Source organism: Pseudomonas sp. GL_103, assembly GCF_057835175.1.
On sequence record NZ_CM174420.1, the window covers coordinates 1,043,485 to 1,067,260 of the forward strand.

At 61.9% G+C, this 23,776-nt stretch carries 19 protein-coding genes; 15 read left to right on the forward strand and 4 right to left on the reverse strand.

Annotated features, from left to right (window positions below; genetic code table 11):
- Nucleotides 1-10: 10 nt before the first annotated feature.
- Nucleotides 11-928 (reverse strand): LysR family transcriptional regulator, encoded by a 918-nt coding sequence (locus AC3IP0_RS04695; RefSeq protein ID WP_489326744.1) that lies wholly within the window; start codon nucleotides 926-928, stop codon nucleotides 11-13.
- A 102-nt stretch (nucleotides 929-1,030) separates the two neighbouring features.
- Here AC3IP0_RS04695 and AC3IP0_RS04700 point away from each other — a divergent pair, with 102 nt between their 5' ends.
- Nucleotides 1,031-2,206, forward strand: coding sequence for an aspartate aminotransferase family protein (locus AC3IP0_RS04700; RefSeq protein ID WP_489326745.1), 1,176 nt, complete (start codon nucleotides 1,031-1,033; stop codon nucleotides 2,204-2,206).
- A gap of 109 nt (nucleotides 2,207-2,315) precedes the next feature.
- Here the strand turns inward: AC3IP0_RS04700 and AC3IP0_RS04705 are convergent, their stop codons facing one another.
- Nucleotides 2,316-2,807 (reverse strand): P-loop NTPase family protein, encoded by a 492-nt coding sequence (locus AC3IP0_RS04705; RefSeq protein ID WP_489327780.1) that lies wholly within the window; start codon nucleotides 2,805-2,807, stop codon nucleotides 2,316-2,318.
- A gap of 96 nt (nucleotides 2,808-2,903) precedes the next feature.
- Here AC3IP0_RS04705 and AC3IP0_RS04710 point away from each other — a divergent pair, with 96 nt between their 5' ends.
- Nucleotides 2,904-3,992, forward strand: a complete 1,089-nt coding sequence (locus AC3IP0_RS04710) for a hypothetical protein (RefSeq protein WP_489318442.1) — start codon at nucleotides 2,904-2,906, stop codon at nucleotides 3,990-3,992.
- Between the two features lie 2 nt (nucleotides 3,993-3,994).
- On the opposite strand, the gene AC3IP0_RS04715 is transcribed toward AC3IP0_RS04710, so the two are convergent.
- On the reverse strand, nucleotides 3,995-5,917 hold the full coding sequence (locus AC3IP0_RS04715) for an alkaline phosphatase D family protein (protein WP_489326746.1): 1,923 nt from the start codon (nucleotides 5,915-5,917) through the stop codon (nucleotides 3,995-3,997).
- A 204-nt stretch (nucleotides 5,918-6,121) separates the two neighbouring features.
- Here AC3IP0_RS04715 and AC3IP0_RS04720 point away from each other — a divergent pair, with 204 nt between their 5' ends.
- The 7 genes from AC3IP0_RS04720 to AC3IP0_RS04750 all read left to right on the forward strand — a co-directional run bounded on the left by AC3IP0_RS04720 (nucleotide 6,122) and on the right by AC3IP0_RS04750 (nucleotide 12,530).
- Nucleotides 6,122-7,102 carry a quinone oxidoreductase family protein gene (locus tag AC3IP0_RS04720; RefSeq protein ID WP_008050013.1) on the forward strand — a complete coding sequence of 327 codons (981 nt, stop codon included), beginning with the start codon at nucleotides 6,122-6,124 and terminating at the stop codon, nucleotides 7,100-7,102.
- 13 nt (nucleotides 7,103-7,115) lie between these two features.
- Nucleotides 7,116-7,964, forward strand: coding sequence for a TauD/TfdA dioxygenase family protein (locus AC3IP0_RS04725; RefSeq protein ID WP_007979208.1), 849 nt, complete (start codon nucleotides 7,116-7,118; stop codon nucleotides 7,962-7,964).
- Nucleotides 7,965-8,067: 103 nt separating this feature from the next.
- On the forward strand, nucleotides 8,068-9,120 hold the full coding sequence (locus AC3IP0_RS04730) for a beta-keto acid cleavage family enzyme (protein WP_489326748.1): 1,053 nt from the start codon (nucleotides 8,068-8,070) through the stop codon (nucleotides 9,118-9,120).
- Between the two features lie 92 nt (nucleotides 9,121-9,212).
- Nucleotides 9,213-10,541 (forward strand): MFS transporter, encoded by a 1,329-nt coding sequence (locus tag AC3IP0_RS04735; protein WP_489318445.1) that lies wholly within the window; start codon nucleotides 9,213-9,215, stop codon nucleotides 10,539-10,541.
- Nucleotides 10,538-11,200, forward strand: coding sequence for a DsbA family oxidoreductase (locus tag AC3IP0_RS04740; protein WP_489318446.1), 663 nt, complete (start codon nucleotides 10,538-10,540; stop codon nucleotides 11,198-11,200). Before AC3IP0_RS04735 ends, AC3IP0_RS04740 begins: the two co-directional genes overlap by 4 nt.
- Nucleotides 11,197-11,523 carry a Rieske (2Fe-2S) protein gene (locus AC3IP0_RS04745; protein WP_489318447.1) on the forward strand — a complete coding sequence of 109 codons (327 nt, stop codon included), beginning with the start codon at nucleotides 11,197-11,199 and terminating at the stop codon, nucleotides 11,521-11,523. Before AC3IP0_RS04740 ends, AC3IP0_RS04745 begins: the two co-directional genes overlap by 4 nt.
- On the forward strand, nucleotides 11,520-12,530 hold the full coding sequence (locus AC3IP0_RS04750) for a YeiH family protein (RefSeq protein ID WP_095944496.1): 1,011 nt from the start codon (nucleotides 11,520-11,522) through the stop codon (nucleotides 12,528-12,530). The genes AC3IP0_RS04745 and AC3IP0_RS04750 overlap by 4 nt, the downstream gene beginning before the upstream one ends.
- Before the next feature lie 140 nt (nucleotides 12,531-12,670).
- On the opposite strand, the gene AC3IP0_RS04755 is transcribed toward AC3IP0_RS04750, so the two are convergent.
- Nucleotides 12,671-13,705, reverse strand: a complete 1,035-nt coding sequence (locus tag AC3IP0_RS04755) for an AraC family transcriptional regulator (RefSeq protein WP_489318448.1) — start codon at nucleotides 13,703-13,705, stop codon at nucleotides 12,671-12,673.
- A gap of 355 nt (nucleotides 13,706-14,060) precedes the next feature.
- On the opposite strand from AC3IP0_RS04755, the gene AC3IP0_RS04760 reads away from it, so the two are divergent.
- The 6 genes from AC3IP0_RS04760 (at nucleotide 14,061) to AC3IP0_RS04785 (ending at nucleotide 23,762) form a co-directional block, all read left to right on the forward strand.
- The gene (locus tag AC3IP0_RS04760; protein ID WP_489318449.1) at nucleotides 14,061-14,627 is read left to right on the forward strand and encodes an RBBP9/YdeN family alpha/beta hydrolase; all 567 of its coding nucleotides are present in this window, start codon (nucleotides 14,061-14,063) and stop codon (nucleotides 14,625-14,627) included.
- 124 nt (nucleotides 14,628-14,751) lie between these two features.
- Nucleotides 14,752-16,755, forward strand: coding sequence for a DUF1302 domain-containing protein (locus tag AC3IP0_RS04765; protein ID WP_489326749.1), 2,004 nt, complete (start codon nucleotides 14,752-14,754; stop codon nucleotides 16,753-16,755).
- Nucleotides 16,756-16,796: 41 nt separating this feature from the next.
- A complete protein-coding gene (locus AC3IP0_RS04770; protein ID WP_057716322.1) occupies nucleotides 16,797-18,155 on the forward strand; it encodes a DUF1329 domain-containing protein in 1,359 nt (452 codons plus the stop codon).
- A 194-nt stretch (nucleotides 18,156-18,349) separates the two neighbouring features.
- Entirely contained in the window at nucleotides 18,350-19,441 is a 1,092-nt protein-coding gene (locus tag AC3IP0_RS04775; RefSeq protein WP_489318451.1) for a WD40/YVTN/BNR-like repeat-containing protein, read from the forward strand.
- Nucleotides 19,442-19,457: 16 nt separating this feature from the next.
- Nucleotides 19,458-21,977 carry an efflux RND transporter permease subunit gene (locus AC3IP0_RS04780; RefSeq protein ID WP_489326750.1) on the forward strand — a complete coding sequence of 840 codons (2,520 nt, stop codon included), beginning with the start codon at nucleotides 19,458-19,460 and terminating at the stop codon, nucleotides 21,975-21,977.
- 6 nt (nucleotides 21,978-21,983) lie between these two features.
- Nucleotides 21,984-23,762, forward strand: a complete 1,779-nt coding sequence (locus tag AC3IP0_RS04785) for an acyl-CoA dehydrogenase C-terminal domain-containing protein (RefSeq protein ID WP_489326751.1) — start codon at nucleotides 21,984-21,986, stop codon at nucleotides 23,760-23,762.
- The last annotated feature ends 14 nt before the right edge of the window (nucleotides 23,763-23,776 follow it).

Genomic DNA, 23,776 nt, shown 5'->3' on the forward strand with positions numbered 1-23,776 from the left:
ACTGTATGGCCTATTCCGCCGCCGGGTGCTTGCCCCACCTCTGTACGGCGAATTCGACGAAACGTCGCAGTTTCGGCAAACGGTGGCGATCCTGGGCATAGACCAGGTGCATCGGCCGGCTGGGCGGGCAGTAATCGGGCATCAGGGCTAGCAGCTTTCCGTCCTTGAGGTCCTGCTCGACCAGGGCGTCGGGCATCATCACGATGCCCATGCCGGTCCGCGCCGCTTGATGCAACCCCGCCGAACTGTTGATCAGCATCGGCCCGCCGACCCCTACGCTGACTTCGCCATCGGGACCGGCCAGGCGCCATTCCTTTTGCACCGATTGCCAGTCATCCCCGGCCGGATAGGCAAAGGACAGGCAGTCGTGGTGTCGCAGGTCTTCAGGTGTCTGCGGTGTGCCGCGCCGGGCCAGGTACTCCGGTGACGCGCACATGGTCAGGGTGTAGTCGATCAGCGGGCGGGCGATCAGGTTGGAAGGCTCCAGCGCGCCGAGGCGAAACGCCACATCGAGGCCGTTTTCCAGCAGATCCGGGCGTCGGTTGGTCAGGACCACGTCGAGTTTCACCCGCGGGTTTTGCCGGCTGAACTCACTCAGTGCCGGCGCCAGGCGTTCGGTACCGAAGGTCAAGGGCGCGGTGATGCGCAAGATGCCGCTCGGTTCGTCCAGCGCCTGCTCGGCCAGGCGCTCGGAATCGGCGACCAACCCCAGCACTTCCAGGCAGCGTTGGTAATACGCGGTGCCGAACTCGGTCAGCCGCTGGCGCCGTGTCGTGCGGTTGAGCAGGCGCACACCCAGCCGTTGCTCCAGGGCCTTGAGGTGGTTGCCGACCATGGTCGTGGACATTTCACACTGCAAGGCGGCGGCGGTCATGCTGCCGGTCTCCACCACTTTCACGTAGACGGTCATTGCCTGGAATAGATCCATTATCAAGCTCTGCTTTTAAATGATTGAAGTTTTACAGTGTTTATCCAGCTCGGGTGGCTAACCATACTGCAAAAACACCGACCCTTGCTGGAGCTTGATGTCATGACCGCCGCCTGCCTGATGAGCACTTACCAACCCTTGGCCTTGAGTTTCAACAAGGGCCTGGGCACTCGCCTGTGGGATCAGGCCGGTCGCGAATACCTGGATGCGGTCGCGGGAGTGGCGGTGACCAATGTCGGCCACTCCCACCCGAAAATCGTCGCCGCCATTACTGAACAGGCCGGGTTGCTGCTGCACACCTCGAACCTCTACAGCATCGACTGGCAACAACGGCTGGCGCAGAAACTGACGCGGCTGGCGGGCATGGATCGGGCGTTCTTCAACAACTCCGGGGCCGAAGCCAACGAAACCGCACTGAAAATCGCCCGGCTGCATGGCTGGCACAAGGGCATCGAGCAGCCGCTGGTGGTGGTCATGGAGAACGCGTTCCATGGCCGTACCCTCGGCACCTTATCAGCCAGCGACGGCCCGGCAGTGCGCCTGGGTTTCAACAAGCTGCCGGGGGATTTCGTCAAAGTGCCGTTCGGCGACCTTGATGCGCTGGACAAAGTGCAACAGGCCTTTGGCTCGCGGATCGTGGCGATCCTGATGGAGCCGATCCAGGGCGAAAGCGGCGTGCAACTGGCACCACCGGGCTATCTCAAGGCCGTGCGCGAACTGTGCAACCGGCGCTCATGGCTGTTGATGCTCGATGAAATCCAGACCGGCATCGGCCGCACCGGCCAGTGGTTCGCGTTCCAGCACGAAGGCATCGTCCCGGACGTCATGACCCTGGCCAAGGGCCTGGGCAACGGCGTGCCCATCGGCGCTTGCCTGGCCCGTGGCAAGGCAGCCGAACTCTTCACGCCGGGCAGCCACGGCAGCACGTTTGGCGGTAATCCGCTGGCCTGCCGGGTCGGTTGCACCGTGCTGGATATCGTTGAAGAACAAGGGCTGCTGGAAAACGCCCGGCTTCAGGGGGCGCGCCTGCTCGAAAGATTGCGCACAGAACTGGCGGGCAACCCGAACGTCTCGCAAATCCGCGGCCAGGGCCTGATGATCGGCATCGAACTCAAGCAACCGATCCGCGACCTGAGCCTGATCGCCGCCCGGGATCATGGCTTGCTGATCAACGTCACGCGGGGCAAGACCATTCGCCTGCTACCGCCGCTGACCATTGATGAGCGGGAGGTGGAGATGATTGTCAGAGGGGTGAGTGGCGTGGTGAAAGAGGCTTGAAATACCTGCGTGCGTAGGAGCTGCCGAAGGCTGCGATCTTTTTGTTTTGATCTTTAGCTGAGCTGCAACCGCAGAATCAAGATCAAAAGATCGCAGCCTTCGGCAGCTCCTACCGGGACGTTATTTGTGCAGTGAAGTCGGTGATTTCGTCCCGATCAGTCAGGCGGACCTTCGAGGTGCCAAAGCCGTCGAACAACCGCTGATGCGTAGCAAATCCACTTGAATCCTCACGCGTGCGATAGCTGCCCGCCCACTCCAGCAATGCCACCAACCGTTCACCATCCTGTGTTTCCCGTTGGCGAATGTTGGTGACGCAATCCTCGTCATCGACACACAGCCAGATCAACGCTGTGGCGCGGTGGAGGATTTCGCTGATGATCCAGCCGTAAACCCCCTCAATCACCCAGCGCTGCTCATCGGCCGCGATCCGCGCCAAGCCCAGTGCCTGTGAGCGAGGTCGGGCGAGACTATGTTCGTCCGACAGCCAGTGAATCGAATCCAGATCGACCCATGGCGCCTGCAACTGCCTGGCCATTCGCTCGGCCAGCCAACTCTTGCCAGAACCTGAATTGCCAATGATCAGGATCCGGGTCAAATCCAGTTCGTGTGCATTGCGAAATTTCATCTTCATTCGCTGGCGTCCCACCGGGAGAACCCACAGAATCGACCCTCACTCAAGGGGAAGGAGCTCCATAAGGTGTGGGTTCGAATTGCGTTATTCATGACGTTGGGCATCGCTTCAGGCGTAAATGCTGCAACGCAATCACCGGGCATTGCCGGGCACTACACGCTGCAGGCCAGGGAAATCGTCTCCAGGCTGTCGCTGGCGCCGGACAACACCTTTGAAGCCATGATCGAGTATGCCGGTGCCGAAGGCTCCGCCAAAGGTCGCTGGAAGCTGGTCGACAACACCCTGACCTTGAGCAGTGACGCGGTCGAGCCGCCCGCTGAAAACCTGCTGTTCAATTTAAGTCGTACCCACAGTCTGGCAGACCTGCACGACGCGCATCAGCCCGACGGCGGCGACCAGTTCAAGCAAGCGCAAAACCACTATGTGCTGAACCTGCGTTACGCCCGCTCCAGCCCCGTGCCGAGCATCGCACCGGTGATGGTGTCGTTCGAGTTCAACCAGGGGCCAGCCGCCCAATTGCTGTGGAATAACGCGGTGGGCCGGCAGCTTTACCTGCCGTATTCCGACCAGCGAAGCCTGACCCGGGTTGGCCTGCAAAGCAGTGCCGACCAACCGCCACAATGGTTTGCCGTCGCCCCCCGGACACGCACCCTTTCCTTGGGCTGGAAGGTTGATCGCACGAGCGGGCAAATGACCTATGACAAACCGGATGAGCTTGGCCTGACGCAGTCGCAACAGTTTTTTCGCAACGCCCCCAAAGCGCTGGCGCAGATTGACCGCAACTACATCCTGACCCTGCTCTACGGCGTGACTGCCGAACCGCCGGCGATCAAGCCTGTGGATATCTATTGGTCGTTCGATGATGGTTCACAAGCGTCGCAACGCTGGACGGATTCGCGGCAACAACAACTGCACATGCCGGCACCCGGGGGCAAGACCCTGAAAAAAATCGGTGTGCAGTTGAGCAACGAACAGAGCCCGCAATGGTTCGATGTCGCGGCAGACAGCCGGGCAATCGACTTGATGTGGGATGAACGCGTCAACCCCGCACAAATGCGCGACTTGTCCGGGGTCTTCAAAACCCTGGAGCTGGACGTCAAGGGCGATTGCCTGGCGGTGGACCTGGGCAATGGCATGGCGTGTTATCGCCAGTAGGTTCAGTCGCTGTGCTCGGGGGCAATCATCCGGGTCTTCGGTGAGCCGTTCGAGTTGTGCTGATAGATGGTCTGTGGCTGCCCCAGGTCATTGAAGTACACCTGGCCGATCCCCGCCGAGTTCCATAGCCGCTCACCGGCTTCGGCGTGTTCGGGCACATGGGGCACGATGCGCATGCGTCGACGCTTGGTCAGCCAGTTCAGCGGTGAGCGTGGCGAGTACAGCCAGCGGTTGAGGCGGTCGAACCACTCGAGCAGGGTGGCGGGGAATTCATTCTTGATGCCGCTGCTGGTGATCTGCCAGATGCGCGGCCCGGCCTTGCGGTGGCGGATCAGCACTTCGTAGACGAAGGAATAGTGCACATCGCCCGACAGCACCACGTAGTTACCCGGCGTGCGCGAGTGGCGGAAAATGTTCAGGATCACCTGTGCCGCGCCGCGATGGGCCATCCAGTTTTCCGCGTCCACCAGCAGTGGAAAACCGCACCAGCTGAATACCCGCTGCACGGTTTCAATCAGCTTGACGCCGAAGATCGGTGCCGGCGAAACGATGATCGCACTCGGGTGGTCCAGCAGTTCCTGTTGCAGCTCGCTCAGGGCTTCCCAGTCGAGCAAACCGGAAGGCTGCTTGAGGTTCATCTCGCTACGCCAGCGCCGGGTGCGGGTGTCGATCACCACCATGGCCGGGGTGGTCGGCAGCACGTAATGCCAGTGCTGAAACTTCAGCAGATCACTGATCAAGTCATCCTGAACCGTGCTGTCGAGGTGACGGTCGCGTGCGCTGTCGCTCAATGCGCCAGCCTTATCCAGCACAGCGGCGAAAGCATCCGGATTGTTGCCCCAGCCCTGGCACAACATGTACGCCAGCAACGCGTTGCCGATGATGCGCCGGGAGAACGGATGGCCGTAGGCCGTTTCCTCCCATTGCGCGGAAAGGTTCCAGTCATCGGTGATGTCGTGGTCGTCGAAAATCATCAGCGTCGGCAGATGCGCCAGTGCCCGCGCGACGTTGCCAAGGCCTGCCTTGAAGGCATCGATGCGCGTCTGTTCAAGGGCGTAGCGCTTGAGCCGTTCCGGCGTCAGCGTCGGTGCCTGGGGCGCGATCAGGGTCCAGGGCACTGGCGACCAGACCAACAAGTACATGGCCATGACTTCGGCAAAGGTCACCAGGTGATTGTCGGCACTGCTGCTGGTGAAAATCGGCTTGCGCGCGCCACCGAAAAAACGCTCGCGCAGGGTTTCATTGCTTTGCAGTGCCGGCAGCAGATCCGCGCGGTGGTAGTAGCTGGCCGGATGCTCGTAGAGCCTGGCGCTGTCGCTGACCACGGCGCCTTCGAGGTGTTCCCCGAACAGGCTCAGGCGCTCGATCAAGGCGTGAATCGCCCGCAACATCGGCCCCGCGACATCGTCGGCGTAGACCTGATCGCCCGTCATCATCAGCAGTGCCGGGCGGTCCTTTGCCGCATGCTCCTGCGCCAGCAACTGGTCGACGCACAGCAAGCCGTCTGTCGCCGGGTGATGAGGCTTGCGGCAAGAGCCGTGCAGCAACTGGTCGACCCGTGCGCGCAGGACGAAATTGGGGCAATGGGCATCGCCATACAGCAGGTGCGGCGCCCAGTCGGCGATGCCTTTTTCTGTGCCATCGATCAGCAGGTCATAGTCGATCGACTCGTCCCAGGGCAGGGCGCCATCGAGTTGCACATCGATCAAGTGCACAAAGGCATGGGCACCCACTGCAATCACCGTGCATTGCCCGGCATCGAGACGGATATCGCCGACGCCCTGCAAGCGCAAGGTCAGTGTCAGCGCCCGGGAACCCACTAGCCACAGCACCAGCCGCGTGGGCTCCAGACGCCGCAACAGCGGGCCGGCCAGGACTGGCGGCAGGGCTTGGTGATCGTCGGGCAGTGGCAGCGTGTCGGACATCCGGGTTCAAGACTCTTGGGGCGTGGAAGCGGGCGATGATAGCGCAGGTGGCGGCGGGACCGGCTAGACGATCCCGTTTCCGCCTGTCACCAAATGAAAAGCCATTGTCGTCTGATGAGAAGCGTCCCGACAGGCCTCGTCCTACAGTCCAATCAGCGCAATTCGATGCAACACGCCCATATTGCAGATTGGAGAATAAGAAAAATGGCCAAAGCCGTACGCTTCTACGAAACCGGTGGTCCCGAAGTTCTACGTTATGAGGACGTCGAAGTCGGCGAACCCGGTCCGGGTCAGGTTCGCCTTCGTCATGTGGCGGTTGGCCTGAACTATGCCGACACCTATTTCCGTAACGGTACCTACCCGATTCCGATGCCCAACGGCATGGGCGTCGAGGCCTCTGGCGTAGTCCAGGCCGTTGGTGAAGGGGTCACCAACGTCGAAGTCGGTGATCGCGTCACCTACACCGGTTTCCTCAACACCCTCGGCGCCTACAGCACCGAGCGCCTGATCCCGGCCGCGCCGCTGATCAAGCTGCCGGAAACCATCAGCTTCGAGACCGCTGCCGCGATGACCATGCGCGGTTTGACGTCCTCGTACCTGATGCGCCGAATCTACGACTTCAAACCGGGCGACAGCATCCTGTTGCATGCCGCCGCTGGCGGTGTCGGTCTGATCGTTTCGCAGTGGGCCAAGTTGCTGGGCCTGAACGTGATCGGCACGGTGTCGACCGAGCAAAAGGCGGAAATCGCCCGGGCTCACGGTTGCGACCATACGATCAATTACAGCCATGAAGACGTCGCCGCTCGCGTTCGCGAACTGACCGATGGCGTGGGCGTCAACGTGGTGTTCGACAGTGTTGGCAAGAACACCTTCATGGGTTCGCTGGATTCGTTGAAACCCCGTGGCCTGATGGTCTGCGTGGGTACCGCATCCGGACCGATCCCGGCGTTCGACCCGGTGATGCTGGCGATGAAAGGTTCGCTGTACCTGACCCGTCCGGCCCTGGCCAACTACATCAGCGACCCGGCCGAAAAAGCCGCGCTGGCCGGTGAGTTGTTTGACCACGTCGGCAGCGGCCGGATCAAGATCGAGATCAACCAGCACTACGCCTTGCAGGATGCCGTGCAGGCCCATCGCGACCTTGAATCGCGCAAGACTACCGGCTCTTCGATTTTCGTCGTTTAAGGAGCGGCCAGCCATGAAAGTCGAACAATTGACCTGCAGCATTGGCGCCGAACTGATCGGCGTCAACCTGGCCGACGCGGTGCATGACGACGGTCTGTTTGCCGAGATTCGTGCCCAGTTGCTCAAGCACCGCGTGGTGTTCCTGCGTGACCAGGACATCACCCGCGCCGAGCACGTGGCTTTCGCCCGACGCTTCGGCGAGCTGGAAGATCATCCGGTGGCCGGCAGTGATCCGGATCATCCGGGTCTGGTGCGGATCTACAAGAATCCTGACCAGCCGATGGACCGCTACGAGAACGCCTGGCACACCGACGCCACCTGGCGCGAAGCACCACCAATGGGTTGCGTGCTGCGTTGCGTGGAATGCCCGCCAGTGGGCGGCGACACCATGTGGACCAACATGGTCCAGGCCTATGCGAACTTGCCGGAAGACGTAAAGGTCAAGATCGCCGACCTGCGTGCCCGTCACAGCATCGAAGCGAGCTTCGGTGCCGCCATGCCGATTGAAAAACGCCTGGCGCTCAAGGCGATGTACCCGGACGCCGAACACCCGGTGGTGCGCACCCATCCGGAAACCGGCGAGAAGGTGCTGTTCGTCAACGCCTTCACCACCCACTTCAGCAACTACCACACCCCTGAGCGGGTGCGCTTCGGCCAGGACGCCAACCCTGGCGCCGGCGAGTTGCTGCGCTACCTGATCAGCCAGGCGTACATCCCTGAGTATCAGGTGCGCTGGCGCTGGAAGCCGAACAGCATCGCCATCTGGGACAACCGCAGTACCCAGCACTACGCCGTCATGGATTACCCGCCGTGCCATCGCAAGATGGAGCGTGCCGGGATTATCGGCGACAAGACGTTCTGATCGAACGCCACCTGCATCCGCACTCGCAGCATTCGCACTCGTAAACACGTCTGCCCGGCACGACCCCGGGTGGACGGGACAATCATAAAAACTGGAGTACACCATGCAATTCTTCGACGATTCCCTGCACCCGGAAAACATGGAAAAGGTGGTCATCACCGTGGCCCCGTACGGCCCGGAATGGATGCCTGAAGACTTCCCGGAAGACATCCCGCTGACCATGGATGAGCAAGTCCAGAAAGCCGTCGAATGCTATGAAGCCGGTGCCACCGTACTGCACCTGCATGTGCGCGAACTGGACGGCAAGGGTTCCAAGCGTCTGTCGAAGTTCAACGAGTTGATCGCCGGTGTGCGTGAAGCTGTGCCAGACATGATCATCCAGGTCGGCGGTTCGATTTCCTTCGCCCCGGAAAGCGATGGCGAAGCGGCCAAGTGGCTGTCCGACGACACCCGCCACATGCTGGCCGAGCTGACGCCGAAACCGGATCAGGTCACGGTGGCGATCAACACCGTCCAGATGAACATCATGGAGCTGCTGTATCCGGAATACCTGGAAGGCACTTCCCTGGCCAACCCGGCCTATCAGGCTGCTTACAGCGAAATGACCGTGCCAGCCGGCCCGGCCTGGGTTGCCGAGCACCTCAAGCGTCTGATGGACAATGGCATCCAGCCGCATTTCCAGCTGACCGGCATGCATGCCTTGGAAACCCTTGAGCGTCTGGTGCGCAGGGGCATCTACAAAGGTCCGTTGAACCTGACCTGGATCGGCATTGGTGGCGGTTTCGATGGTCCGAATCCGTTCAACTTCTTCAACTTCCTCCACCGCGCGCCGGACGGTTCTACTGTGACCTCCGAATCGCTGCTCAAGAACGTCATGCCGTTCAACACCATGTCGATGGCCATGGGCATGCACCCGCGTGTGGGCAATGAAGACACTATCATTGACCACAAGGGCGATCGTTTCAGCTCGGTTGCGCAGATCCAGCAAACCGTGCGCATTGCCCATGAACTGGGCCGTGAAATCGCCACCGGCAAAGAAGCCCGCGAGATCTACCGCATCGGCGTGCAGTACGAAACCATCGAGGAAACCCTGTTGGCCAACGGCATGGCCCCCAACCGCAAGGCTGGGCAGAAAGGTGTACCGCAACGCGGTTAACCGAGGGTCGGGACGAGAGGCCGTGACCTCTCGTCCGCCTGACCGTTACACGCTTGATAACAAAAATAAAACAAAGCTCTTGAGGAGGCTGCATGGCCTTTCACCCAATCGCCGCTGACGATGACGACTCCGGCGGAGTCGGCGTTGCGCGCCAATATGCCTGGATCGTCTTTGCCTTGACGTTCGGCCTGTTGATTTCCGATTACATGTCGCGTCAGGTACTGAACGCGGTATTCCCGTTGCTCAAGACCGAGTGGGCGTTGAGCGACGGACAGCTGGGTCTGCTCAGCGGCATCGTTGCCCTGATGGTCGGCCTGCTGACGTTTCCCCTGTCGTTGCTGGCCGACCGTTTCGGCCGGGTCAAGAGCCTGGCGCTGATGGCGTTCCTGTGGAGCGTGGCGACCCTGGGTTGCGCGCTGGCCCAGGACTACCAGCAGATGTTCATTGCGCGATTCATGGTCGGCGTCGGCGAAGCCGCCTACGGCAGCGTGGGCATCGCCGTGGTGATCTCGGTGTTCCCCAAACACATGCGCGCCACCCTGGCCAGTGCCTTCATGGCTGGCGGGATGTTCGGTTCGGTGTTGGGCATGGCTTTGGGCGGTGCGATTGCCGCCAAGCTGGGCTGGCGCTGGTCGTTCGCCGGCATGTCGTTGTTTGGCCTGGTGCTGGCGATGCTTTATCCGCTCATCGTCAAGGAAGCGCGCATTGCGCCCAAGCGTGCAGCCCAGCTGGCGAACAAGGTGGCAGCGGTCAAGCGTCCGTTGTCTACGTTGTGGTCCAGCCGTTCGGTGGTGGCGACCTACATCGGCAGCGGCTTGCAGCTGTTCGTCGGCGGCACGGTGATAGTGTGGATACCGAGCTACCTCAATCGCTACTACGACATGCCCACGGGCAAGGCGGGCGGCTTGGCCGCGATCATCGTCCTGTGCAGCGGTGCCGGGATGATCCTGTGCGGCATGCTCAGCGATCGGCTGTGTCGCAACTCGCCGGAGCGCAAGGTCAGCCTGGCCATCGCTTTTTGCCTGGGCAGCTGCCTGTTGCTGTCGGCGGCGTTCGCGCTATCGGCGGGGCCTTTGCAGCTGGCGCTGATCTGCCTGGGCATGCTGATTGCCGCTGGCACCACCGGCCCCGCTGGCGCGATGGTTGCCAACCTGACCCATTACTCGGTCCACGGCACCGCCTTCGCCACGCTGACATTGGCCAACAACATGCTGGGACTGGCGCCGGGGCCGTTCATCACCGGCCGGGTGTCGGACCTCATCGGTCTGCATGCCGCGTTTCAACTGGTACCACTGGTCAGCCTCGCGGCGGCGGCGGTGTTCTTTTATGCCAAGTGTCATTACCACAAAGATATTGCCCGCCTTCAGGGTCAGAGCGTGCCTGACCCTGTCAGTGAAGCCGGGATAGAGGTGAAGTTGTGAGTCGTCGTTTACGTATTGATGTGTTTTTCGATTTTATCTGCCCCTGGTGCCTGATCGGCAAACGCCAACTGGAGCATGCGCAGGTGCAGTTTCGCAGCCGTCACCCGGATGTGCAGATCACCACGGTGTGGCACGGCGTGCAGTTGCTGCCCCAGATACCGGTAGAAGGTGAACCCTTCGCCGATTTCTACCGCAAGCGCCTGGGCAATGCCGACGCAATGACCATGCGCCAGAAACAGGTACAGCAGGCTGCCGGGGCGGTTGGACTGGCCATCGACCTCAGCCGTATCGAGACGATGCCCAACACCGCGGACGCCCATCGTTTGTTCGAGCGTGCCAGCGCACTGGGCAATGCCAGCCAGTGTGAAATGTTGCTCGAACGACTGTTCGCCGCTTATTTCCTGAGACGTGAAAACCTCGGTTGCCGTGAGACCTTGCTGGCCATTGCCCGCTCCTGCGGCGTCGCCCCGGACGGGGTGCTCGATTGCCTGAAGGGCGATGCCACGCCGTTTGCAGGATCCCCCGGCGCGACCAGTGGCGTGCCGAGCTTCAAGTTCGACAACCGCCTGACGGTGATCGGCGCACAACCTGCACAGGCGCTGCTCGCGGCCATGAACGAAGCCCTCAAGGAAAGTGAGCACGAGCGGCAGCCAGCATGACCCGGCGCATTCCCGTGCCAGCCGGCAAGCACCCGCAGGCCGGTGGCCGGGCGCTGTTCGAGTTCGAAGATAAAAGCCTGGCGTTGTTCAACGTCGACGGGCAGCTATTTGCCATCGACGATAGCTGCCCGCATCAGGGCGCCTCGTTGTGTGGCGGGCGTCTAGAGGGGCGGGTGATTCAATGCTGCGCCCATGGCCTGCGCTTCGATTTGCACAGCGGCTACCTGCTCAATTCTACCCTGGTCAAAGTCACCAACTACCCGGTCGAGATCATCGACGGCCAGGCGTTTATCGTTATCGCATCCGAGGAGTCCGCGCCATGAGCGCCATTGCTCTCACCCGTATCCACAGTCGCACGCGCGAACTGGCACCGGGGTTTATCGTCAGTCTGATTGTCGCGGCCGCCGCGTCGTTCCTGTCCGAGCACTACGGTGCGCCGGTCATGCTGTTTGCCTTGCTGCTGGGCATGGCCCTGAATTTTCTCGCCGACGACGGCCCCTGCAAGGCCGGTATCGAGTTCACCGCCCGCACGGTGCTGCGCATCGGCGTGGCGCTGCTGGGCATGCGCATTACCCTGGAACAAATGGCCGCGCTGGGCTGGAAGCCGATAGCGCTGGTGGTGATCCTGGTGGTAGTGACCATCAGCGTATCTGTGATCGCCGCCAAGGCCCTGGGCTTTCAGCGCCTGTTCGGCATGCTCACCGGCGGCGCGACGGCCATCTGCGGCGCCTCGGCGGCCCTGGCACTGGCAGCGGCGCTGCCGAACCATCCGCAGAAAGAGCGCGCCACACTGTTCACGGTCATTGGCGTGTCGGCGCTGTCGACTCTGGCGATGATCGTCTATCCGATGATCGCCAACTGGCTGGAGTTGTCGCCGCAGGTAGCCGGCGTGTTTCTAGGCGCCACGATCCACGACGTGGCCCAGGTGGTCGGTGCCGGCTACAGCATGTCGACCGAGACCGGTGACACGGCCACGGTGGTCAAGCTGATGCGCGTTGCCATGCTGCTGCCGGTGATCGTCACCGCGGCGATGATTACCCGCATGCAAGGCGCCGACCCGACCGGCAAGCGCCCGCCGCTGTTGCCGTGGTTCGCCGTCGGCTTTCTGATTCTGGCCTGCATCAACAGCACCGGATGGATAGCGCCTGCGGTGCAAGGATCGGTCAACGAACTGTCGCGCTGGTGCCTGGTGATTTCCATCAGTGCCCTGGGCATGAAGACCCGGCTCAGGGAGCTGGCGGCGGTCGGGATCAAGCCGATTCTGCTGATGGTCGGGGAGACGGTGTTCCTGGTGGTGCTGGTGCTCTTGCTGCTGCGCTGGGGGCTCTGAACGCGTTACACCCTTACGTTTTATGGCAGGGCTGCACGGCGTTGACTCCTCATGCCGTGGGGCTCCAGACCGGTGCTACAAACACCGGTCTTTCGCGGCGACTGCCCCCGGCAGTCGCCGTTTTTTTTTGCCCTGTCGATTCAGGGTTCTTTCGGGCCGGCGAGGGGTTTGCCAGTGGTTTGTTTCTGCGCGCGCCACGTCGCCGGCGGCATGCCGAACTGGCTGATGAACCAGCGGGTAAACGAACTTGCCATGGAGTAGCCGAGCATGTCGGCAATGCGGCTGAGGGAGTAGTTCGGGTTGTCCAGGTAACGCAGCACCAGGTCGCGGCGCACGTCGTTGATCACGTCGTTGAAGGCGCAGCTGTCGTCCTTGAGGCGGCGCTGCAGGGTGCGCACGTTCATGCCCTGGCTCTGGGCCACCTGCTCGATGGTGGCGCGCCCCATGGGCAGCAGCAGGTAGATGGCCTTGCGCACCTCGAACAGCATCGAGGCGCCTTCGTGGTTCTGCAGCGAGTCGAGGTAGCCCTGGGCGTAGCGGGCCATGGCCGGGTCGGCGTTGGGGTTGGTCATGTCGAGGCTGATGTCAGGGCAAACGATGCCGTTGAACTCGCTGCCGAACTCCAGGTTGCAGCCGAACAGGCGGCGGTGCAGGTGCAGGTTGTCCGGCGGCTGGTGCATGAAGTTGACGCTGTAGGGATGCCAGTGTGAGCCCAGCAGGGCCGAGCACAGCCGGAACATCACGCCGATGGCCAGCTCCGTGGCCTGGCGGCTGGGCATCGGCGATTCGGTGACCACCTCTTCGCGAATGATCACCATCTTGCCGGCCTCCTCAATGAAGATGGCCAGCGAGTCATTCATCAGGTGCCGGTAATCCACCACGACCTGCAAGGCATCGCGCAGGGTGCGCTGGTGGCTGAGCAGCAGGCTGACCACGCCGAAGTCCGAGAGCTGGCGCGACTCGGCCATGCTCAGGCCGAAGGTCTGGCAGCCGCTGGCGGTGGCCGAGTCTTCCAGCAAGCGCACAGCGGCATCGATCTGGATACGGTGTTCAGGGGCTTGCAGTTGGGCCCTGCTCAGGCCGACAGCGGCCAGCACGTCGCGCGGGTTGAAACCCAGGTACTGGGTGACCTCCAGGTAGTTGGTCAAGACGGCGGCGCGAACAAGCTTGGTCATGCAAAGTCTTCCCTGGGCCGATGGCGATTGGCGTGAGCGTGGCGACTATATCCAGCGTATCAACAGTTGAACAGTTGTCATGTCGTTGATGGAATTCACGCTGTCCGGTCACCCATCCTCTACGCTGCATGGAGCCATCAGCGCTCATCCGTTGATTACAGTGACCTTGCGCCAACCTGCGGGATTTTTCGACCAGTGGTCGCGCTGTCCAAGTGTCCGACAATTTGTCATCAAAAGAAAAGTGCATGACGTCCAATGTAAAGCGCTTCGGGTGGGCGCTCTTTAATGTCGACCCTACAAAAAGCCCCTGGCGAAAACAGCCAGTCGAGTTATCGAGAAAGCGAAGGTGTTGACCGTGGACAAACTGCAAACTGCCGCCACCGTTCTGATCGTCCCAGGTCTGCGCGAGCACGTGGCCGAACATTGGCAAACATTGCTTGCCGCCAGGCTGAGCAACGTGCGCAGTGTTGCGCCGCTGGAGACCGACAAGCTCGATTGCATGGCCCGTGTGCGGGCGATTCAACACGAACTCGAACAAATCGACGGGCCCGTGATTCTGGTGGCCCACAGTGCCGGCGTGCTGATGGTCGCGCACTGGGCGGCGCACTACAGCCGTCCGATCAAGGGCGCTTTGCTGGCCGCGCCACCGGACCTCGATGCGGTCTGGCCGGCAAACTATCCATCGTCCGAAACCCTGCGTAACCAGGGCTGGAATCCTCTGCCACAAGGCTCGCTGCCATTTCGCAGCATCGTGGCCGGCAGCACCAACGATCACCTGGCCAGTCTTGCTGCGGTCACCCGCATGGCAGAAGGCTGGGGCGCCGAATTGCTCAATCTGGGCGATGTCGGCCATCTCAATCCGGCCGCAGGATTTGGCCACTGGCAACAAGCTGAAGCACTCATCCTGGAGCTGGATCGCTAGTACAAGGAGCTGGACTGGCAGTACGCCAACCGGCATTTGCCCTCATTCCTTAAACGCAAACCCGAAGAGGTTTGTGCGAGGGCGGCTGCGCTTAAAACAAAGACAAAAAGGCGGAGACAACGCAATGCACAACAATAAGAGTCACGGCTTCACCGCTCCACGCTGCACCTTGCTGGCCTCAGCCATTCTTGCGGCAACGGTACCTGTGGCCCATGCGGCCGAGATCGAGACGGGGAATCCGGACTGGAACGTACGGGTGGATAACACCATCAAGTACAACTACGGCGTGCGCACCGAAAGCGCCGACAAGCGCATGTTGGGAACGCCGAACAACAACGACGGCGACTACAACTTCCGCAAGGCCGGTACCAACATCACCAACCGTATCGACCTGTTGACCGAGATGGATGTGGTCTACAAGAACGCCATGGGCTTTCGCGTCAGCGCCGCCAGCTGGTACGACAAGGCCTATGAAAACACCGGTTCCAACTCCAACCCGTTCGTCAACGGCAATGGATCGACCTCGGGCCTGATCGCCAACGACCCGCGACTGGCAGGGGTCACCCGTGACAACGTCGGCAACGGCAGTTCGCACCTGAGCAATTATGCCCAGCGCTACTACAGCGGTCCTTCGGGCGAAATCCTCGATGCCTTCGTGTTCTACAGCACCGAAGTGGGCGAGGAGTCGATGTTCAGCGCCAAGGCCGGTCAGCACAACGTGTTCTGGGGCGAGACCATTCTCAATCCGGTGCACTCGGTCAGCTATGGCCAGTCCGGCCTCGACCTGGCCAAGCTTGCCGCGTCGCCGGGTACCGAAGCCAAGGAACTGTTCGTTCCGCGTAACCAGTTGTCGATGTCGTTCACCATCAATCCCGAGCTGACCGTGGGTGCCCAGTACTTCCTGAATTGGGATGCCGCGCGTCTGCCGGAAGCGGGTACCTATTACGGTGGTTCCGACCTGGTCGGCTTCGGCGCGCAATCGTTCCTGTTGGGCAACACCAACGCCGTGGTACCGGGCAGCCCGCTGGGTTGTGGCCTGGCGCCGTGCAACGCCTTGACCAATGTGCGTCGTGGCAAGGACCTGACCCCGCATGACAGCGGCGACTGGGGCGTCATGGCCAAATGGTCGCCGGCCTGGCTGGATGGCACCCTCGGCGTTTACTACCGCGAAACTTCGGAAATCCTGCCGCAAGCCTGGCTGGACGCCAGGGGCATTACCTCGGCCAACCCAAACGGCACCCGTCCGGCAGGGCAAGTGCCTGCGGTGATCAACACCCTCAATTCGCTGGACACCGCCACCTATCAACTGGCCTATGCCGACAACATCAAGATCGTTGGCCTGAGCTTGTCCAAGGACGTGGGTGGAATCAGCGTGGGTTCGGACCTGAACGTTCGTCACAACATGCCGCTGGCCAGTATCCCGGCGATCGTCAGTACCCGCAGCCCGCTGGGCCTGGGTCAAGGGCTTGGTCTGCTGCCTGCACGTACGGACGCCACCGGTGTGGTCTATGACACCCCGAGCCGCGGCGACAGCATGAGCGCCACCGGTGACACCCTGCACTGGACGATCAACGGTCTGATGACCCTGCCGAAAACGCCGGTGTTCGATCAGGCCACCGTGCTTGCCGAGCTGTACTACAGCAACCTGCTCAAGCTCGATAGCGAAAACGAGGCGCTCTACAAAGGCAAGAGCAGCTATCGCGGTATCGACGCGCCGACCCGTGACAACTGGGGTCTGGCCGTCAACTTCACACCGACCTGGTACCAGGTATTCCCGGGTGTCGATCTTAACGCGCCGATGTCCGTCAACGTCGGTCTCGACGGTGTGTCGCCGGTCTCCGGTGGCGGTGCCAAGGACACCGGCAACTATGCCGTCGGCGTGGGCGCCATTGTGTACAACAAATATTTTGTCGACCTGAAGTACGTGGACTCTTTCGGCGAAACCGACAAGTGCAACAAGAGTGGTGTGAGCACCGGCCCAACCGGTGGTGACGGCTCCACCCCGAACGCCTTTAGCGGCAACGAAAACTACGCCTGCTACGCCGGCGGCTACTCGTCCTTCTCCGGAGGTGGTGCCACGACTGAGGACCGTGGCGCCGTGTACCTGACGATGAAAACTACATTCTGATTCACCACTGATTTGCTCAATGCAAGCAGGAGAATAACAAGATGAAATTTGTAAAAACCGTGTTGGCCGCTTCGCTGGCCATGGTCTTCGCCGCTCAGGCACAGGCTGCTGTTTCAACCCAGGAAGCTGCCAAGCTGGGCACCAGCCTGACACAGGTAGGGGCTGAAAAAGCCGGGAACGCTGATGGTTCCATTCCTGCCTACAACGGTGGCTTGACCACGCCGCCGGCCAGCTTCAAGGCCGGCGACAGCATGCGCCCGGATCCGTTTGCCAGTGAAAAACCTGTGCTGGTGATCGACGGCAAGAACGTCGATCAGTACAAGGGCATGCTCACGGCGACCACGGTAGAACTGGCCAAGCGTTTCCCTACTTTCCGTGTCGACGTGTTCCCGACCCACCGCACCGTGTCGCTGCCTCAAGCGATTCTGGATAACGGCGTGAAGAACGCCAGCGGCGCCAAGTCCCTGGAAGGTGGCCTGGCCATCGACAACGTGCTGCCGGGCATTCCGTTCCCGATTCCGCAGTCGGGCAACGAAGCGATGTGGAACTTCCTGTTGCGCTACCAAGGCGTCAGCATCAGCTCCAAGTACGACTCCTGGAACGTTGACTCGGCCGGCGTTCCTAGCCTGGCGACCACCGGGCAAGCGAACATCTCCTACCCGATCTATGAAAACCTCTCGCAGCCGATCAGCAGCGCCGACGTGTACTACCAGATGAAGCTGGCATACACCGGCCCAGCGCGCCGCGCCGGCGAGGCGATCATGCTCAAGGACGCCGCCAACCCGTTGCAGCAACCGCGTCGCGCCTGGCAGTACTTGCCGGGGCAGCGTCGAGTGAAACTGGCGCCGAGCCTGGCTTACGACACGCCAAACCCGGGTACCGCCGGTGCAGGCACTTACGATGACGTGTTCGTGTTCAACGGTGCACTGGATCGCTACGACTGGAAACTGGTCGGCAAGCAGGAAATGATCGTGCCTTACAACACCTACAAGCTGACCTACGTGCAGGATCCGAAGTCGCTGACCACCGCCAATCACCTGTCACCTGACTTCGTACGCTGGGAAAAACACCGCGTCTGGGTCGTCGAAGGCAACCTCAAGGCCGGTGCCCGTCACATCTACCAGAAGCGCCGCTTCTACCTCGACGAAGACAGCTGGACCGCTTTGGCCTCGGATCAATATGACGCTCGTGGTCAGCTCTATCGCGGTTCCTTTGCCTTCCTGAGCCAGAGCTACGACAAGCAGGTTCCGGACTCCACGCCGTTCATGATCTACGACCTGGTCGGCGGTTCCTACAACATCAACGGTGTAGTCGGCCCTTACGGCGGCATCAAGTACATCGAGCCGCTCTCCAAGGCCCAGTGGTCTTCGGAATCCCTGGCCGGCGCCGGTATTCGCTAAGCCAACCGCAATGTAGGAGCGAGCTTGCTCGCGATGGACGTGAACGATAACGCGTGTTTTCTGGATACCCGCGTCGCCCTCTAGTCCATCGCGAGCAAGCTCGCTCCTACAACGGCATGACCTGCACGGTGCCAGGTTTGAACGTCAGGCACACCGATGTGTGTCCCGGCGCGGTTTTCCGAAGAGGACGCAGTATGTGTTCGTATAAAAATAATATTTTGCAGCTGGCGTTTGGCGTTGTGCTCGGCCTGTCGCAGGGCATCGCCCAGGCGGCCGATTACGTCGATGTGCTGGACCTGCCCGCCAGGGTCAGTGCCTTGGCCATCAACAGCCCGTTGTCCGGCATGACCCGCGCCGGTGGGCGGGTGATTACCGTCGGCCAGCGTGGCCATATTCTGTTTTCCGACGATTCGGGAAACCACTGGCAACAGGCCGTCGTACCGGCCAGTGCCGACCTCACTGCGGTGAATTTTCCGACCACCACCCAAGGCTGGGCGGTGGGTAATGACGGCGTGGTGCTGCACAGCAGCGACGCCGGCGCGACCTGGCAAAAGCAACTCGACGGTCGTCAGATCGGCGCCTTGCTGGTCAAGCATTACACGGCGCTGGCCAGCGCCGAACCGGGCAATGAGCAATGGCCCCAGTTGGCTATGGAAGGCCAACGACTAGCCGATCAGGGCGCGGACAAACCGCTGCTCGGCGTCTGGTTCGCCAACGACAAGACCGGCTACGTGGTCGGCGTGTTCAACCTGATCCTGCGCACCGACGACGGTGGCCTGACCTGGACGCCATTCCAGGACCGCACCGACAACCCCCAGGGTTTCCATCTCAACGCCATCGCCTCCACCGGCGACGGTGTGTACATCGCTGGCGAGCAAGGCCTGTTGCTCAAGTGGGACGACAGCGCCCAACGCTTCAATGCCGTGCCGACGCCTTATCAAGGCAGCTTTTTCGGCGTGCTCGGCAAGCCCGGCGAAGTGCTGATCTACGGTCTGCGCGGCAACGTGTTGCGCAGCACCGACGGCGGCCAGAGCTGGACTGCGCTGGACACCGGCCTGCACGTCAGCATCACCGCGGGCCTGATCGACGCCCGTGGCAATTATCGCCTGTTCACCCAGGGCGGGCAGATGCTGGTCAGCCAAGGGACGGGCGCGCAGTTGCATCTGAAGCAGCAACCGGCACCGACCCCGGTCGCCGGCGCCACCCAGTCCGCCGCTGGCGCCTTGGTGCTGGCCGGCAGCCGTGGTGCCCGGACGCTGTCCGTCGATCCAGCCCTCGAACCCTAAGAGCGAGAACCCAGACATGGGCAATATCAAACAAGACGCCATGCCGGTGATTCGCGACCTGCGGGATTTCGACCAGCGCTCCGGCAACCTCCTCGAGCGGCTGGTGTTCAACTACCGCCCGCTGTTCATGCTGCTGATGGCGCTCGCCACCGTGGTGCTGGGCTTCATGGCCGTGACTCGCCTGGAGTTGCGCCCAAGCTTCGAAAAAATGATTCCCCAGAGCCAGCCCTACATCCAGAACTTCCTGGAAAACCGCGCTTCGCTGCGCGGCCTGGGCAACTCGGTGCGGGTGGTGGTCGAGAACACCCAGGGCGATATTTTCGACCCCGAATACCTCGATGTGCTCAAACAGGTCAACGACCAACTGTTCCTCACCGAAGGCGTCGACCGTGCGTGGATGAAGTCGCTGTGGAGCCCGGCCGTGCGCTGGACCGAAGTCACCGAGGACGGTTTCCAGGGTGGCCCGGTGATGCCCGACACCTATTCGGGACAGCCTGAACAGATCGAACAGCTGCGCCAGAACATCTCCCGCGCTGGCCTCGTCGGCAGCCTGGTGGCCAGCGACTTCAAGTCGACCATGCTGATCGTGCCGCTGATGGACAAAGCCGCCGCCGGTGGCCAGCGCATCAACTACCACGCCTTCTCGCAGATGCTCGAAGAGCAGTTGCGCGACAAGATCGAATACGCCGGCGACAGCGCTGCGCGTAAATCCGGGGTCGAAGGCACCGGCCATTACAAGGTGCGGGTAATCGGCTTCGCCAAACTCATGGGCGACCTGATCGACGGCCTGATCCAGGTGATGATGTTCTTCGGCCTGGCCGTGGTCACTTCGCTGATCATCATTTACGGCTACACCCGTTGCGTGCGCAGCACCTTGCTGGTGGTCGGCTGCTCGCTGATCGCGGTGGTCTGGCAACTGGGCATCGTCGCCTGGCTCGGCTACGCCATCGATCCGTACTCGGTGCTGGTGCCGTTCCTGATCTTCGCCATCGGCGTGTCCCACGCGGCGCAGAAGATGAACGGCATCATGCAGGACATCGCCCGTGGCACCCATAAACTGATTGCTGCGCGCTACACCTTCCGCCGTCTGTTCATCGCCGGTGTCACCGCGCTGCTGGCCGACGCCGTGGGCTTCGCCGTGTTGATGCTGATCGATATCCCGGTGATCCAGGACCTGGCAATCACCGCCAGCATCGGTGTCGCGGTACTGATCTTCACCTCGCTGTTGCTGATGCCGGTGGCACTGTCCTATGTCGGTGTGGGCGCGAAAGCCGCCGAGCGTGCGCTGAAGATCGACAACCGCGCAGAGAAGCACAAAGGCTTCGGCAAACTGTGGGACGCGCTCGATCGCTTCACCACCGCCAAGTGGGCCACGGGCGCGGTTCTGGTCGCGGTGTTGATGGGCATTGGCGGTTTCATGGTCAGCCTGAACCTGAAGATCGGCGACCTGGAAAGCGGGGCGCCGGAGTTGCGCGCCGACTCGCGCTACAACCGCGACAACGCCTACATCACCCAGCATTACGCGCTGTCCAGCGACCTGTTCGCGGTGATGATCAAGACCGCGCCGGAAGGCTGCCTGAACTACAAGACCCTGGTGCTCGCCGACCGCCTGGCCTGGGAGCTGCAACAGTATCCGGGCGTGCAGGCGACCGCGTCCTTGGTCAACGCGGTACGCCAGATCACCGCCGGCACCTACGAAGGCAACCCAAAGCTCAATAGCATCCAGCGCAACCAGGACGTGCTCAACTACGCCGCCCAGCAAGCCTCGGTCAACTCCCCGGAGCTGTTCAACACCGACTGCTCGCTGATGCCGGTGATCACCTTCCTCAAGGATCACAAGGCCGAAACCCTGGATGCCGTGGTGGCGATTGCCGACAAGTTCGCCAAGGAAAACAGCACCGCGGATCGCCAGTTCCTGCTCGCCGCCGGTACTGCCGGTATTGAAGCCGCGACCAACATCGTGGTCCGCGAAGCCAACCGCACCATGCTGCTGTACGTGTATGCGGCGGTGACGCTGTTCTGCCTGATCACCTTCCGCAGCTGGCGCGCCACGCTGGTGGCGCTGTTGCCGCTGGTGCTGACCTCGATCCTCTGCGAAGCCTTGATGGTGGCCATGGGCATCGGCGTGAAAGTCGCGACCCTGCCGGTGATCGCCCTCGGCGTGGGCATCGGCGTGGACTACGCCTTGTATCTGCTCAGTGTGCAATTGCACTTCCAGCGTCAGGGCTTGCCGCTGTCCCAGGCCTACCGCAACGCCGTGTCCTTCACCGGCCGCGTGGTCGGGCTGGTGGGCATCACCCTGGCTGCCGGGGTGGTGTGCTGGGTCTGGTCGCCGATCAAGTTCCAGTCCGACATGGGCATCCTGCTGACCTTCATGTTCCTGTGGAACATGCTCGGCGCGCTGATCCTGATTCCGGCCCTGTCCTACTTCCTGCTGCGCGAACGGGCTCCTCAGCCTGGTTCTGTCGCGGCAACCGAAATCACTGAATCCACTGAACGTCCCGGCATGTCGCATGCCGTGACCACTTCCGAGTAAGCCAAGATGTCTGATTACAAAGCTCCCCTGCGCGACATGCGCTTCGTACTCAACGAGGTTTTCCAGGTGTCCCGGCTCTGGGCACAATTGCCCGGCCTGGCCGACGTGATCGATGAAGAGACCGCCGCCGCCATCCTCGAAGAGGCCGGCAAGATCAGCGGCGAAGTGATCGCACCACTGAACCGCGCCAGCGACGAACAGGGCTGCACCTGGAACGACGGCGCGGTCACCGCCCCGGACGGTTTTGCTCAGGCCTATCAAGCCTTCGCCGAAGGCGGTTGGGTGGGTGTCGGCGGTGATCCGCAGTACGGCGGCATGGGCATGCCCAAGGCGATTTCGGCCCAGGTCGAAGAGATGGTCAACTCGGCCAGCCTGTCGTTCGGCCTGTACCCGATGCTGACCGCTGGCGCCTGCCTGTCGATCAAAGCCCACGCCAGCGAAGAGCTGAAAGCCACCTATTTGCCGAACATGTACGCCGGCATCTGGACCGGTTCGATGTGCCTGACCGAAGCCCATTCCGGTACCGACCTGGGCCTGATCCGCACCAAGGCCGCACCCCAGGCTGACGGCAGCTACACCATCAGCGGCAGCAAGATTTTCATCACCGGTGGCGAGCACGACCTCACGGAAAACATCATCCATCTGGTACTGGCGCGCCTGCCCGATGCACCGGCCGGGCCGAAAGGCATCTCGCTGTTCCTGGTGCCGAAAGTGCTGGTCAACGCCGACGGCTCGCTGGGTGAAAACAACGCGCTGTCCTGCGGCTCCATCGAACACAAGATGGGCATCAAGGCCTCCGCCACCTGCGTGATGAACTTCGACGGCGCCACCGGCTGGATCGTCGACGCACCGAATAAAGGCCTGGCGGCCATGTTCACCATGATGAACTACGAGCGTCTGGGCGTGGGCATTCAAGGCCTGGCACAGGGTGAGCGTTCGTACCAGAACGCCGTCGCCTACGCCCGTGACCGCCTGCAAAGCCGCGCGCCGACCGGCGCGCGGCACAAGGACAAAGCGGCCGACCCGATTATCGTGCACCCGGACGTGCGCCGCATGCTGTTGACCATGAAAGCCTTGAACGAAGGCGGCCGTGCGTTCTCCAGCTACGTGGCCCTGCAACTGGACATCGCCAAGTACAGCGAAGACGCCCCGACGCGCCAGCGCGCGCAGGATCTGGTATCGCTGCTGACCCCGGTGGCCAAGGCCTTCCTCACCGACATGGGCCTGGAAACCACCATCCTCGGCCAGCAGGTCTTTGGCGGCCACGGCTACATCCGTGAGTGGGGCCAGGAGCAACTGGTGCGCGACGTGCGCATCACCCAGATCTACGAAGGCACCAACGGCATCCAGTCGCTGGACCTGGCCGGACGCAAGATCGTCGGCAGCGGCGGGGCGCTCTACCGTCTGTTCGCTTCGGAGATCCGCAACTTCACCGCCACAGCCTGCGCGGACCTCGGCGAGTTCACCCAGCCGTTGAACGCCGCCGTCGACACCCTCGACGACCTGACCGCGTGGCTGCTGGACCGGGCACAAAACAACCCGAACGAAATCGGCGCGGCCTCGGTCGAGTACCTGCATGTATTCGGCTACACCGCGTACGCCTACATGTGGGCGCGTATGGCCAAGGCCGTCATGAGCGGCGATGCCGAGGACGATTTCTACACCAGCAAACTGGCCACCGCGCGTTTCTACTTCGCCCGGTTGCTGCCGCGTATCCACTCGTTGAGCGCATCGGCCAAGGCCGGCAGCGACTGCCTCTACGAGCTGCAAGCCGATCAGTTCTGATCGAAAGGACAAGG